The 13,444-nt window shown below is 44.2% G+C and carries 14 protein-coding genes; all 14 read right to left on the reverse strand.

From position 1 onward, the window contains the following. Nucleotides 1-32: 32 nt before the first annotated feature. Nucleotides 33-830, reverse strand: coding sequence for a fructoselysine 6-kinase (gene frlD, locus NHH16_RS09015; protein ID WP_262069270.1), 798 nt, complete (start codon nt 828-830; stop codon nt 33-35). A 270-nt stretch (nt 831-1,100) separates the two neighbouring features. After that, the gene (locus NHH16_RS09020) at nt 1,101-2,477 is read right to left on the reverse strand and encodes an MATE family efflux transporter (protein WP_262069271.1); all 1,377 of its coding nucleotides are present in this window, start codon (nt 2,475-2,477) and stop codon (nt 1,101-1,103) included. After that, nucleotides 2,467-3,129 (reverse strand): HAD family hydrolase, encoded by a 663-nt coding sequence (locus tag NHH16_RS09025; RefSeq protein WP_262069272.1) that lies wholly within the window; start codon nt 3,127-3,129, stop codon nt 2,467-2,469. Before NHH16_RS09025 ends, NHH16_RS09020 begins: the two co-directional genes overlap by 11 nt. 29 nt (nt 3,130-3,158) lie before the next feature. Further along, nucleotides 3,159-3,827, reverse strand: coding sequence for a hypothetical protein (locus NHH16_RS09030; protein WP_262069273.1), 669 nt, complete (start codon nt 3,825-3,827; stop codon nt 3,159-3,161). Nucleotides 3,828-3,848: 21 nt separating this feature from the next. Next, complete coding sequence (locus NHH16_RS09035; protein ID WP_262069274.1) at nt 3,849-4,466, reverse strand: class II aldolase/adducin family protein; 618 nt, start codon at nt 4,464-4,466, stop codon at nt 3,849-3,851. A gap of 29 nt (nt 4,467-4,495) precedes the next feature. Continuing rightward, nucleotides 4,496-5,122 (reverse strand): class II aldolase/adducin family protein, encoded by a 627-nt coding sequence (locus tag NHH16_RS09040; RefSeq protein WP_262069275.1) that lies wholly within the window; start codon nt 5,120-5,122, stop codon nt 4,496-4,498. A 33-nt stretch (nt 5,123-5,155) separates the two neighbouring features. Next, nucleotides 5,156-6,229 (reverse strand): SIS domain-containing protein, encoded by a 1,074-nt coding sequence (locus tag NHH16_RS09045; RefSeq protein ID WP_262069276.1) that lies wholly within the window; start codon nt 6,227-6,229, stop codon nt 5,156-5,158. Between the two features lie 21 nt (nt 6,230-6,250). After that, complete coding sequence (locus tag NHH16_RS09050) at nt 6,251-7,210, reverse strand: PfkB family carbohydrate kinase (protein ID WP_262069277.1); 960 nt, start codon at nt 7,208-7,210, stop codon at nt 6,251-6,253. A 10-nt stretch (nt 7,211-7,220) separates the two neighbouring features. Then, complete coding sequence (locus NHH16_RS09055) at nt 7,221-8,051, reverse strand: TIM barrel protein (RefSeq protein ID WP_262069278.1); 831 nt, start codon at nt 8,049-8,051, stop codon at nt 7,221-7,223. Nucleotides 8,052-8,077: 26 nt separating this feature from the next. Further along, nucleotides 8,078-9,175 (reverse strand): DUF4432 family protein, encoded by a 1,098-nt coding sequence (locus NHH16_RS09060; protein ID WP_262069279.1) that lies wholly within the window; start codon nt 9,173-9,175, stop codon nt 8,078-8,080. Nucleotides 9,176-9,202: 27 nt separating this feature from the next. Next, nucleotides 9,203-10,108, reverse strand: a complete 906-nt coding sequence (locus NHH16_RS09065) for a dihydrodipicolinate synthase family protein (RefSeq protein WP_262069280.1) — start codon at nt 10,106-10,108, stop codon at nt 9,203-9,205. A gap of 35 nt (nt 10,109-10,143) precedes the next feature. Next, a complete protein-coding gene (locus NHH16_RS09070; protein WP_262069281.1) occupies nt 10,144-11,064 on the reverse strand; it encodes an ROK family protein in 921 nt (306 codons plus the stop codon). Beyond that, nucleotides 11,061-12,113, reverse strand: coding sequence for an SIS domain-containing protein (locus tag NHH16_RS09075; protein WP_262069282.1), 1,053 nt, complete (start codon nt 12,111-12,113; stop codon nt 11,061-11,063). Before NHH16_RS09075 ends, NHH16_RS09070 begins: the two co-directional genes overlap by 4 nt. A gap of 8 nt (nt 12,114-12,121) precedes the next feature. Continuing rightward, a complete protein-coding gene (locus NHH16_RS09080) occupies nt 12,122-13,441 on the reverse strand; it encodes an ROK family protein (RefSeq protein ID WP_262069283.1) in 1,320 nt (439 codons plus the stop codon). Nucleotides 13,442-13,444 lie beyond the last annotated feature (3 nt).

The following is a 13,444-nucleotide window of genomic DNA, read 5'->3' on the forward strand; positions in this document are numbered from 1 at the left end:
TTATGTGTTATATAACCGCGGCAAAGCCGGGTCTACTTCGTTACCCATGGTTCAAAGACACCTACCACTTCAGCAGCCACCTTTGCTCCCAAATCCAAGCAAGCCGATAAAGGCTTCCCTTGCAAATACTCCACCAAAAATCCCGAAATAAAGCTATCGCCGGCCCCGACCGTATTAACCACTTGTGCGGGGTATATACCGCCCGCCACAAACTCCTTACCATCATAGGCCACACTGCCTTCTTCACCGAAGGTAGCAATCGCAACCTTCATCCCCCGTGCCACTTTATCCTTTAAAAAATCTTCAATATATCGATCGCGGCCATGGTGGTAGGAATAGAAGCCGATATCGACAAAAGGCAAGGTCTTCTCAACCAGCTCATGATCTAAGCGATCCGCATAATCAAAACTAATTATCGCCTCGGATTGCTCTTTAATCTTTGGCAAAGTATCCTCTGCCATCCCCCATAAAGCCGTGTGAACCAAATCGTGACTTGCCGCAAAGGCAACGTCCTCCTCTGTAAATACCATGTCCGCTAACACGCCTTCCACATAGTCCCCGTGAACCCGGTCAAGCCCCTCCATATCCATATAGGTTATTGCCGTCTGACCTTCAGCTACATGAAAATGACTTAAATCTATTCCCTCTTTAGTCAAGGTTTCAATCATCCACTTCCCGTTTTCATCAGATCCTGTCGTACTAATAATCGCCGTCGGCACTCCCAGCTTCTGAATATTCACTCCCGTATCCACAACATTACCCGTGGGATATTTCTTGTCCAGCTTATCATACAAATCAATACAGTTATCTCCAATCGCCGCAACCTTCAAGTCGATTTCCCTCCTTCCGTACAAGTTGTTCTGTTTTTGATACCAATTTAAGTATAAAAAAAATACCTTTTTATGTCAAGTCGCTATTATTAATAGTTTTTTTGCCATTTCTTTGTGCATTTTTCCCGCTTTTAACTCATTATCCGGCATTTTATCAAGACGTTTTTTCAAAATATTCGTTTATATCCAATACACAAATCATTAAAACTAAACATTTTTAAGAATAATTGTCTACAGGTTGTCTAAGAAAGTGTGGCAAAACGCGCCCTTCTAATTAAGACTTCCCAGCCAGCGCCCCCGACGATACACAACGATTGAACCCAAACAACGGCAAAGAGTATCGGCAATCATACACAACCAAACAACCTCTAAACCAGCCTTTAGAACAAAAACGCCTATAAACGATAACAGCAGGCGCACACCCCACATGGAAAACACCGAAATCATAAACGGTATTTTCGTGTAACCAGCGCCATTGAAGATCCCCTCGGACATAATCACTATGGCAAACGCCGGCTCCGAAAGCGCCACCAAGCGCAAAACGCGACTACCAAGCTCCACCACTTGATTATCAGAAGTAAATATCCCCATCAGTACTGGTGCACCAAAGAATAAAATCACGCCGCCAACCGTCATAATAAACAAGGCACAATAAAAGCTTAAGCGCCCAATCCTTCGCACTCGCTTTTCATCCCGTTCACCTAGCCCATTCCCAATCATAGTTGACACCGCCGCCTGCATTCCATAGCCGGGTATGTAAAAGGCCTGCTCCGCTGTCAAAGCAATAGTATGAGCCGCCAAGCATACCGTTCCTAAACTGGTAACAAACCCTGTGAAAATAACGTGTCCTAACGAGACAAATACTCTTTCCAGCCCGACCGGAATAGCAATTTTAACACAGGAATACATCGCCTTTTTATCAAAGCGAGGTGATTTCTCTCTTAACCCTAATAAAGGATTTCGCCAATAGATTAGCGCCATCATCACGCCACCAAACACAAAGGAAATGGCTGTAGCAATCGCTGCGCCCGTAACACCTAGACCCATGCCCGGAAGAACTAAAATAGCTTTTCCTATTACAACTTTCCTCGTTTGATAAATTAAAAAGAAATTCAGAATAATATTAAGCACGTTTGTACCAATATTAATCCACATGGGCTTTTTAACTTCCTTAACCGCTCTAAGCCCTGCTCCCAAAACGATAATTGCACTGCGAAAAATCATCGGTAGACTCACAATCAAAAAGTATCTAGAAGCCTCTGCTCTAATTGCTGATTCCGCGCCTAAAAGACGCGGAATCACATAGCTTATAGCACACATAAAAAGCCCCTCTAGAAAACCCACAATCCCTACTAATAGCACGCCCTGAGCCGCACTTTTATTTACCCAATCTTGGTCTTTTTGGCCACTCGCCCGAGCAATATTCGCAAGAACACCTACGCCCATCGCATAAAGAGGCGCATTGGAAAGCCAAACCATCGTGGAGGTTACCCCTACTGCCGCCGAGGCCTGGGCACCCAAACGACCCACCATCGCCGTATCCACATACTGAACAATCGTCATCAAAAGCTGTTCAATAACGGTGGGCATGGCCAGGCTCCACAACAATATTAATTCGTTCCTACCGGTCTTGGCATTATATCGCATTCTCGTTTTTCTCCAATAAGGGAATTACCTTTCCTAAATCTTCCAAATAGTAGTCAACGTCCTCATGCTCCGAAGGATTTTCCGGGCACCACAAATCCGGGATAAAGATAGTCTTACAGCCCGCCTCTCTTGCCGCCCGAATGCCGTTTTTAGAATCCTCAATCACCCAAGCATCTTGAGGCTTTACGCCCAATTTCTCGCAGGCCAAAAGGAATATTTCCGGGTCCGGCTTAGAATTTGTAACCAGATCGCCACTTACAATTATTTCAAAATAGTTACGGATACCTGCCCCATTAACATTCTTCATAATCCAATTCTCGGTTCCCGATGAAGCAATTGCTACTCGGTAGTCATTTGCTTTCAGATATTCAAGTAGGTCAAGCAATCCTTTTTTTATCTCTACCTGATGCTTCGCGTAATAATCGTCAAGTAATTTATCTTGAGCCTCTATAAACTCCGCAACCGCCCCGTCTGTTCCCAGACGTTCTTTTAGTCGCTCTCTTACATACGCTCCTGTGGTGCCTACAATTTCATATATAAATTCATTCACCCAGGGCAGGCCTCTAGCTTCACCTAACTCTACCCAGGCTTGACGATCCACTACTTCTGTATCAAAGATTACGCCGTCCATATCAAATATTACTGTTTTCATCCTACCTCCTAACGCTCCACCATTCCTTATTATTTACGCAAATATTGGCAAACCGCATCAATTTGTTCTGAGAAGCTTTCGCCAAATTTTTTTTCAAAAAAAGCGCCGCCAATAGTAAAAGCCCGTAGTTTTTTTAATGACTTAAGAAAGTCAAGGCGCTCATAACTATTCACGCTTCCTGCAATATAATACTCCTTTTTGGCTCTTTCGTCTATCTCCTTTAATAGCTTTTCCGGCTCTCCTCCTAAATACCGAAAAGCCGAAAGACAAATGCCCATGGTGTCATTTGCCACCGTCTCTTCCATCGCCGCTACCACTTCCGGAATCGGCCTCCGCATACGGGTATCCTCATCTAGCGCAACAAAGGGCGAATACCCCATATTATACTTCTTACACACCTCATGAACGCTGGGATAGTAAAGCGTTCCTAGCAAATGATCCGCTCCGCACTTACCGGCTATCTCTGCCGTATTAAGACAGGTCTCTTCATCAATATCTAGCTCCTCAATATACGTTCGCTTGCCGTTTTCCTTCATCAAACCAAGCAATTCCGTCATACTCTTCGTAGTTGTTCCTGCCACCTTAAAGCCCCAGTGTTTCGCTAGCGCATCCTTACTTTCCAGGAACACTTCTTTAGCATTTTCCACCGTCACATCATTCCAAGTCAGCATCACTATCAAATCTAAGTTGTTATTCATTTCACTACCTCTTTTACTATTTTATCTACCGTTTAACAAGGCATAATAAGCCTTCTCACACGCTTGCTCCATCCAAGCTACTTTAGCAAAAGCATCATCTAAGGTTTTACCTACCGCTACTCCCCCATGGCTTCCCATGATGCAAGTATCTGAATTAACAAGAGCATCCGCTGTCAGCTCTGCCACATCATTCGTTCCCGCATCCGCATATGGCGCACAAGGAATTACTCCGCTTTTGCCCTCGCCGATAAGATCAAGGGGGACATCCTTACGTAAAATCGCAAAGACCGAGGCCCATTCCCCATGAGTATGTACAATCGCGCCAATATCTGGCCGTTTACGATAAATCGCCACGTGCATATACCACTCACAAGTAGGCTCACTCCAGGGCACGAAGATTTCTTCCTCCGTATTCGTTATGAACCGCTCCCAGCCTCTAGCATCCCGCAAATTCTTTTGAAAGCACCATTCTGGGCTACCCGATACATAGACTCTACCCGTCTCCAAATCCCTTACACTGGTATCGCCCGATTCACCCGAAGGCGAATATCCTCTGATATTTAATAATCTTGTACCCCGGGCACACTCGTTTTTAAACAGTATTTCATCGTAATTTTGAAAAATATTATAGTTATCCATAAAAGCCCCTTTCCTAAATCCTTTTCACGTTAGCCAATCTTAATCGGCTCGCCTAGTTTCTCTGCCATAATATACTTTTTGGTAACCGATTCAATCCAAGCTAAGTTATTAATCGCATTATCGATATTATCCGCTACCGCTAATGCACCAAAGTCATACATCAAAACACAAGCTTCCTGTTTTAGCTTTTTGGTAACCTCAGCAAAATATTCTTCGCTTTTACTTGGGGCCATAGTAACACATTCAACAGCAGTACTGGCCTCTATCTGCTCTGCCAACACATAGGGAATATTCTCTTTACGCTGAGCCCACAACGAGCTAAATACGGGATAAGAATGAAGAATCGCATTCACATCCGGCCTTGCTCGATAAACCGCCAAGTGTAAATCAAGAAATTCGCTCGGTGGTGTTACTTCTGTCACCAAGTCCCCTTCTGCCGTAACTACCGCCATATCGCTACCGTGATAATCCGTGGGATCGCTAACGTAAAACGTTCCCGGCTTTATGGAAATAAATACATAACCCGACTCTCCATCTCGCACGCTTACTTCTCCTAACTCTTCATTAGCCAGAAAGCCACCTTCATACGCTCGATGAATTCCCCGAGCCACTTCATCTTGAAACAACTTGATTTTGTAAGCATCTTTCTTATTCATAAACTCCTCCTTTGTTTGATTGGTATCGGATAATTAGAAAGGACTCGTGTCCTTATAATCACCCGTTTTATTCTTTACCCTTTCCTTAAACCTTTCATAGAAAGGATGATCACCGTTAATCTTTAATTCTCTAGCAACCCAAAATGCTAAATACTGAAAAAATGCGGTCAAATATAAGGGCGTGAAGGCTTCATCAAGCTTATCTAACCCAAATTCCGAAGCACTGATAAGATAGCATTTATCGGTAAGCGCCTGACTGGCATAAGAGATTTCCCGAATACGGTCAGATGCCCCGTCGCCACCATCAATAAAGAAAAGTGTATAGCTGGGATCCACTTGCAAATTGGGACCATGGATAAACTCCTCCACCTCATAATAGGTGGTCTGTACATGAACCATCTCCGCTAATTTTAAAGCGCCTTCTCTGGCTGTACCAAGATTAGCACCACTAGCCATTAACATAACATGCTCCATTGACAAAAAAGCTTTTTCATGTTCACGGCAAAAGCCCCTGGCATATTGATATACACTGTGATGATTCAGGGCTGCGCCCTTCATCTCCCGTACCTCTTCTTCATAAGTACTTTTACCTATCTCCTCTGCTGTAAGCTCAAGTGCCAATAGCATACAATACCCACTCAAGGTAATTACACCCTTGGTAACATAGCCGACACTTTCTTCACCTACCCCGTACTCAAAGGCTTTATCTGCCATCTGGCCAATCGTCGAATCTAAGTTTCCCAGAACAGCTATTGCTCGGCCTCCTGCCTTTTGGTATTTTTCAACCGCCTCGTACACATTCGTACTACAGCCGCTTTGAGAAACAAACAGATAAACATTATTATCATCCTGCTCTTCATAATAGCAAAACTCAAAAGGCGTAATTAATCTCACCTTACTCTTAAGCCGCTGTAACATGAAGCTCCTAGCACACATGATAGCGTTATACGAAGAGCCCGAAGCCACAAATACCAGGATTTTCTTCTGGCGAACTCCAGCACTCACTAGCTCTTCAATTAAGGGCTGCACCAACGCCTGCCGCTTGTCAATATTGCCTAGCAACACTGAAGTTGTTTCCTTAATATAATCTTCCATAGTCTTACTCATAACAATGCACCCCTTCACAATTTAATTTAAGCCGGCGATAAACGCTTCTACTTCAGCGAGGGATGGGTAACCACATCCCGGTTTCTTGGTCATGCTTCCTTGGCGCGTCACCTTGTATGCAGCATATTTGCTAGCCCACTGGGTTGCCTCCCGCAAGCTTTTACCCCAAACCAGTCCGGCGGAGACAGCCGCAAGATAGCCGTCACCGGCACCGATGGTATCCACTGCCTTCACCGATGTAGGCGCAACTTCCCAATATTCATCACCATCCAAAACTACGCTTCCCTCCGCTGAACACGTCATAATCACCCCTTTACAGCGATATTTCTGCTGAAGCTGCTCTACGATTTCCTTTTTTGATACCCTTACATCTTCTTCATATCCGCATAAGGTCTTAGCTTCCACATCATTCAAAACTATATAATCCAGATAGTCCAAATTCCCCATCTCTTCGCTTGGAAGTGGACTTACATTACATAATGTGGTCATTTGATATTCTTCTTTAGCTATCTTTGCGCCTGCCAATGCCTTTTTAAAAGGCATTCCAAAGCCGGTAATAAAAACCTTGGCTTCTTTCATCGCCTCGATAGCATCATGAATTTCTTCAGTCGTCAAAGCCATACACGCACTATCACCGTCCACAATCGTATTCGTACTATCCTCTTCAATCATAATTAGCCCAGTCCCTGTAGACACCGAATGATCCCGGTACATAAACGTTGTATCAACGCCCGACTCAGACATCCACTGATCACCCATGTCTCCCCAAGGATCATAACCTACCTTACCGATATATCCCGTGCTGACGCCAATTCTTCCTAGCGCCACCGATACCGTCGCCCCCTTGCCACCATCTTCTTCCACATGCCAATTAGTGGCTTCTAATGTTTCTCCCCGCCTAGGGAAACGCTTGATATGACAAACCTGCCCTACACCATGGCTATTTAATACAATTACATCAATTGGACCATTTTTTCCCATATCACACCTCTTAGTTTTCATCTAACAAATTCCGAATAACCTGATACCCCCGCTCTGCTGAATAATCCGACTCATCAGCATAGCGGCTAAATAGCTCTAATGATAAATATCCCTGGTATTCAACTTCCTTTAAATATTTTACGATTCTCGCAAAGTCCATCTCCCCGTCCCCGGGAATCAGATGATCCTCGCTGGTCTTTTCGCAATCAACGAAATGAATATGCTTTACATCCTCGCCCATCTTTTCAAAATAATTGCACAGTGGTTCACCATAGGTAAAGGGGGCTGCCAAATCAACCATACATTTAAAGCGAGGAGAATCCACCTGATCAAGAGCCCACTTCACATCATCTGCGCTCACAATTATCGTCCCCTCGTATGGCGTAACCGGCTCGAGAATAATCGTCTGCCCGATTTTCTCTGCATATTCGGATAAAATACACATATTTTCAATAAAAAGCTTTTTCACCTCTTCCTTGTCCCTGCCATATCCCGGGTGATTGCACGCTAGCATACAATAATCAGCATTTATCTCCTTGGCCATATCTAAAGACAATTTAAAATACTCTAGGCTTTCCTTATTCATCTCCTTGTCTTCAAATATTAGGCTATAGGGAGAACCCGTATTCTCTGGCACGTAATCACAAATCGGCAAACCATAATCCTTAGATAACTGAATGATTTTCTTAGCTCCGCCTTTGGCCAAATCAGGGGCATAGGCGTGGGGGCGAAAGCCACCTATTTCGATTCCGTCATAACCATTCTTCGCCGCCGCCTCAAAGGCTCGCTCAATTGGATAATTCGAAAATCCCCCGGTGAATAACGCAAGCTTCATAGCCATAAATATTTCCTCCTTCTCCGTCTTGCCTAAGTTTCTTTTAAAATATTAGCAATATGCTCTTCCATTTCTTTCGTCCTCTGACTATCTAGATAGCCAAAATCAAAACGCAAACTCCCACGCTCTCCTGCTCCTAATGTATTGTAATAACCATGTTCCTTCTGATAGGCAGTCGAACGATTGGTACCGGTAGTTGGCAGGGCAATTCCCACCCCCGCTTCATCACCTGTACAACAATACCAGCGCAAAGCATAAGGCAGCTCTGTCGTTCTAAATCCCACATAGCACGAATCACCCTCTGGCATCACTTGTAAGGCGTGAGCCCAGTCCTTCCCATCTCCTTGATACTTAATATTTATACACATCTCGGGATCGCAGCATTGGTTATTCAGATCAAGCACATCCAGAAGTGTCGGTTCTTCCAGTAATTTTCGACTAAATTCCCGCATTTTTACTGCCCTTGGCGAATCCCCTTCAAGTACAGGTGGATCCGGTTTAATATGTTCCTTATCCTTCTTCGCACTGTAAACAAAGCGAGAGCCGTCAACTGCCAACCAGTTCATATGGCACATAAACATGTATTCCAACGGACTATGTCGACGGTTATGGATATCAATATGCATCTCCAGTACGGAACTTCCGCTGTATAGGCGAAGCTCTGGGCTATAAGCCCAATGATATTCCTGGCTATTTCGATATACGTACGTTCCTCCTACCGCTAAATACCTGCCTTTTTCATCACACCCTATACCGGTATACGTATCCGTATAGTTTGCAAAGGGCAGTTCACCATGCAACGGATAATCTTCACCTGCTTCTGCACAATTGATATTCGTTAGGCCGCAATGTAGAAGTAGACCGCCGTAGTTGTCGCCAAATTTAGTGGTGTTTTGTGGTTCCTCAAAAATTGATTTTTGGGTTAGCTTCTTTCCCTCAAACTCCGCCAACCATATTTGCTGACCCATATAGGGCAATACCACCATATTGCAATGTGCATTCTCTATTCGCAGGCCACAAACCCCTGTGCTAAAGCGAAAGGTCGTAGCCTTTAATTCACCACTACACAATAACTCATGAGGACGGTCACCAAAGAAAGATGGATTAAAATTCACTTTTGTCATTTCCATATCTAGCTCCTTTCGCACCGAAGACAGCTATACATCATACCCTAATTCCGTTCTGGCTAGTTCATCCATCTCTCTCTTTAACTCATCCGGTACAAAGTCTTGATCAGCCGGCATACGAGAATGCATACCCGTCGGTCCACCGCCATATTTCATCGCATACATCCAAGCCGCATTAAACGGCGCCTTTTTACACAGGTTACGTATTTTCAAGACTTTTTGTTGGGCCGCGACACATTTCTTATAATCCCCGGCAAGCCCAGCCTCCACAATATCAATCATCTCCTTAGGAAACGGCACTGCCATAAAGGACACGCAGCCAACCGCTCCTAACATCATCATTACGCCATCTAAGCCATCGCAGCCACCAAGGAAGTCAAAGTTTTCGGGATCGATTCGTAAAATACATTGCTCAAAATTGAGAATATCTACCGAAGCATCCTTAAAGCCCCTTAAATTCGGATGTTCATTTACTAACTTCGCTAAAGTCTCTGGCGCAAATAGCGTACCCATTTGCACACAATTGTAGATATAAACCGGCTTCTTAACATAGTCTATTAGCTCTGCCGCATATTCATACAAAGCATCTTGAGTATGGCGAAAAAACGGTGGCGCCGTAATACAATAGCAATCTGCCAAGTCGGTTTCCTCATAAAGGTCTAATAAGGCCTTGTTCATTTCAATCGTATTTTCAAACGAACACGCCATGATTTTTGCATTGCCCTTGGTCACCCCTTGTACCGTTTTCAGCAGTTTAATTTTTTCATCGTTAGATAACGCTTGCGACTCCGCTGCTAGCCCATTGATAAAGAAGTTTTTAATTCCTTTCGACATATGCCAGGAAATTAGCTCCTCTACCTGCTTGTAATTAATCGACTTGTCCTCGTTGAATGGTGTCAAGATTTCATCAACCACTCCTGTAATAAAATGTCCCATCTTTGTTCCTCCTTATCTTTTATATGAATTTTAATTTACACGAAAAGCGACGCTGCCCCTAGGACACCACTCTCCTCCATCAGCTTTGAAAAACCTAATACCGGTTGATGACGAAAATGCACTCTTGCTTGCAAGCCTTCTTCTATCTCTTTTTTAAAGGGCTGCAAACCACGAGCAATACCCCCGCCCAAAATAATAATATCCGGACAGTACAAGTAAATATATTGGTTCAAACCTTCCACCAAAAAATGTAAATATTCCTCGAGAATTGCTAGCATTTTGCTCTCTCCTGCTTTTGCCCGCCGGAAGAAGCTTTCATTGGTCATTCCCGGTTCAATCTCTTGTAGATATTTTCCTAGCGCTATTCCAGAGCAGGTTCCCTCTAAACACCCAGAAATACCACAATAACACGGGGCCTCATCATTTGACCATTCGCTATCTCGAGAACGTACCTTAATGTGTCCTGCCAAATGGCAAAACGCTTCATCACCGAAGGGCTGACCCTTGACACATAAACCAATTCCCACCCCACTGCCAAGGGTAATGGTTAAGGTCCGCAGATAACCTTTGCCTGCCCCAAACCTTGTTTCCGCTAAACCTATTAGGCGGGCGTCATTATCTGCCCTTACCGTTAGACCCAGCTCTTTGTTTAAGCGTTCTATCAGGGGATATCCTTCCGTCATATACGGAACAAAACAGCTCATCCCGTCAATCGTACCGTCCTGAAAGACATAGCTGCCGATGGAGATTCCTACACCTAACATTTCCGCCTTAGCCATACCCGTCTCTTGAAGGCAGGCATTAAGCTCGGCTTTTAAATTAGATAGAAACTCCTGCTCGCTGTCTTGACAGGTGTTAAATATTTTCGCGTTAATTACCTGCCCTGCTTCCAAGTCCACAATCCCTAGCTTTGTCCTCGTCCCGCCGATATCGATTCCCACAGCGTATTTTGTCATAACACAACCCATCCTTCATCAAGAAAAGTACCTGGTTCAATTCCTTTAGCAACAGCACATTGATACGAAATCAGCTGTAGATATAGAGCGATAATCAAGGTCGTATAGGCTGCTGGCAGTTCAAACTCAGGATAATTTAGGCATACCCCGCCTACAGCTTCCTTCCCCGCAGCACCTATGTATATTGATTCGGATACCGATTCGTTAATCTTCCCCCAGATCATCTGGGAACGGGCATCCGGCAGTACATCTAAAAATATTGGTATTGTCTTTTGCGCAACCTGCTTACTAAAGCGTATCACTTCCATCGGCCCATGGTAGAAATTATCTATCGACATAACATTACTCATGATTTTTGCTGTCTCTTCAATCCACAAGGAACCGCTTCTCATCATGTTAATTCCGTATCCCCGAGACAATAAGTAGTAACCATCAGCTTCCGCAAAATACGGAATCTTCTGTATTTCTTCAAATATCGCCTTCTTATTTGTCTCCATCCAGGTAAAAGCATGCTCTAGCTTTTGCAGCAAGGCTGAATCCGGCCTCTCCTTACCCATCAGCGAAACCAGAAAAAGGCCACATAATGCCAACGAACTATATGCCTTAATACACACTATGGCATCGTAACTGGCAATGTCGTGAAGCACATATGTGCAATTTTTTGCCATAGTGCTATTAGGAGTCATCGTCACCGCTACAGAAGTATACTGATTGTCCTTTAAATACTGGGAAAAATCTGCCACCTCACGGCTTTCGCCTGAGCGAGACATCATAATATAAAGGGCTTCCTTCTTCATTCGTTCCGGATGCTGTATTAAGTCCGCTGTCTCAACTAATGACACCCTAATATTCAACATCGCCCTTAATGCCTCATACATTGGCATTAAAGAATAAAAGGCACTGCCCATTGAGGTTAAAACAATCTCCTCAGCCTCACTCATTAACTTACTAATTAGAAGTACCTCTTCTATTTTCTCTTCCCTTAGATCTTGCAATACTTTTTTTAGCTCTAACGGTTGCTCATATATATTCTGTAATAATACGTTCATACTCTACCTCAACATCCTCTATATTCTATGGCAAAGGGCAGTTTCCCTCGGTAATAAGTCTCCTCTATAACCGCCGCTTCTAGACTACTGCGAAACGACTCATCGGAAGTACCCTCGCCTTCAATAATAACCTTACCAGGATCAAATAAGACGCAGCCACAAGCAACCGCCTTACCAATTCCCTTGCCAAACTCTCTTAAATCCTTTTGCCGTTCCTCCTCTTTTAGCATTTGCCTGAGCGTAGCCCCACTATCACTAAGTGCTCTGGCAATCAAGAAATTATTATTCTCACAGTGAGTAGAAGCAAGCACCTTATCATCCACCTCTAAGGCCGTACCAACCTCATCTCCAATACTAAAGCGCAACACCGTCTGTCCTTGCCTTCCCATGCTCTTTAGCTCGACCGCCTCGCAGCCTCTGCGAGCCACCGCTGCCGCACCTAGAAAAGCACCTGAGTATCCCAGACTAGTTACCTCAATAATCACCTGCGCTTCAGGGTGAATACGGAAAAATTCTTTTAAAAGATTCGGCTTAAACCGTTCAAACATTAAAGCAACGCCGCCGCCAATAATTATTTTTTCAACCTTGGCAAAACTATATGCATTTGCAAGAATTCGCCCTAAATAATCTCCTTCTAGGGCCAACGCTTCAAGAGCTACTAAATCTCCCTTAGCCGCTAGCTCCGAAATCACTTTGCCATCAACTGGCTGATTACTAATTTTATCTATTCCGCTAGCCGCCACGTAGTTATCTCGAAGCCCTCTCCCCGAAGCATACATCTCCACATTTCCTTGAACGCTGCCCGTATCCGAAAATCGCCCCTGCTCTTCCACAACAAGCATGCCTATCTCTCCTGCATGCCCATATTCACCGTAATACAATTCATCATCTAAGATTAAAGCTCCGCCAATCCCCGTACTGACTGTCATATATAGAAAATCACGATCCTCTTTTGCACTTCCAAAGTATTTCTCTGCTAAGGCACAAGCATTTCCGTCATTATCGGCAAAAAAGGGGATCTTAAATTCCATACTTAGCCTTTCGCAGATCGGCAGATTCTTAACCAACAAAAAGTCCGACTCAACCCAAACCCCTGTCGCGGGGTCAGCGATGCCAGGAATTGTCACCCCGCCGGCCTTTGCCTGTTCTGCCAGTTCCGGGCGAGTTGCACAAACTCCCCGTAAGGACGCAATTAGCTGCTCCACAATCGCTTCTACCGAAGTTTTCGTCCACTCTTTTCTCTCCTGATAGAGAATTTGACCATCATCACTTACAAAGCCAGATATATATTTGGAACCTCCTATATCTACAACCATATATACATTCATCTT

The sequence above is a fragment of the Ohessyouella blattaphilus genome (assembly GCF_024721265.1).
Taxonomy (GTDB): Bacteria; Bacillota; Clostridia; order Lachnospirales; family Lachnospiraceae; genus Aequitasia; species Aequitasia blattaphilus_A.

Excerpts from the sequence above, each read along its gene's own strand:
- NHH16_RS09020 (WP_262069271.1), bottom strand. The coding sequence starts at position 2,477 with ATGCGATATAATGCCAAGACCGGTAGGAACGAATTAATATTGTTGTGG.
- NHH16_RS09025 (WP_262069272.1), bottom strand. The coding sequence starts at position 3,129 with ATGAAAACAGTAATATTTGATATGGACGGCGTAATCTTTGATACAGAA.
- NHH16_RS09030 (WP_262069273.1), bottom strand. The coding sequence starts at position 3,827 with ATGAATAACAACTTAGATTTGATAGTGATGCTGACTTGGAATGATGTG.
- NHH16_RS09035 (WP_262069274.1), bottom strand. The coding sequence starts at position 4,466 with ATGGATAACTATAATATTTTTCAAAATTACGATGAAATACTGTTTAAA.
- NHH16_RS09040 (WP_262069275.1), bottom strand. The coding sequence starts at position 5,122 with ATGAATAAGAAAGATGCTTACAAAATCAAGTTGTTTCAAGATGAAGTG.
- NHH16_RS09045 (WP_262069276.1), bottom strand. The coding sequence starts at position 6,229 with ATGAGTAAGACTATGGAAGATTATATTAAGGAAACAACTTCAGTGTTG.
- NHH16_RS09050 (WP_262069277.1), bottom strand. The coding sequence starts at position 7,210 with ATGGGAAAAAATGGTCCAATTGATGTAATTGTATTAAATAGCCATGGT.
- NHH16_RS09055 (WP_262069278.1), bottom strand. The coding sequence starts at position 8,051 with ATGGCTATGAAGCTTGCGTTATTCACCGGGGGATTTTCGAATTATCCA.
- NHH16_RS09060 (WP_262069279.1), bottom strand. The coding sequence starts at position 9,175 with ATGGAAATGACAAAAGTGAATTTTAATCCATCTTTCTTTGGTGACCGT.
- NHH16_RS09065 (WP_262069280.1), bottom strand. The coding sequence starts at position 10,108 with ATGGGACATTTTATTACAGGAGTGGTTGATGAAATCTTGACACCATTC.
- NHH16_RS09070 (WP_262069281.1), bottom strand. The coding sequence starts at position 11,064 with ATGACAAAATACGCTGTGGGAATCGATATCGGCGGGACGAGGACAAAG.
- NHH16_RS09075 (WP_262069282.1), bottom strand. The coding sequence starts at position 12,113 with ATGAACGTATTATTACAGAATATATATGAGCAACCGTTAGAGCTAAAA.
- NHH16_RS09080 (WP_262069283.1), bottom strand. The coding sequence starts at position 13,441 with ATGAATGTATATATGGTTGTAGATATAGGAGGTTCCAAATATATATCT.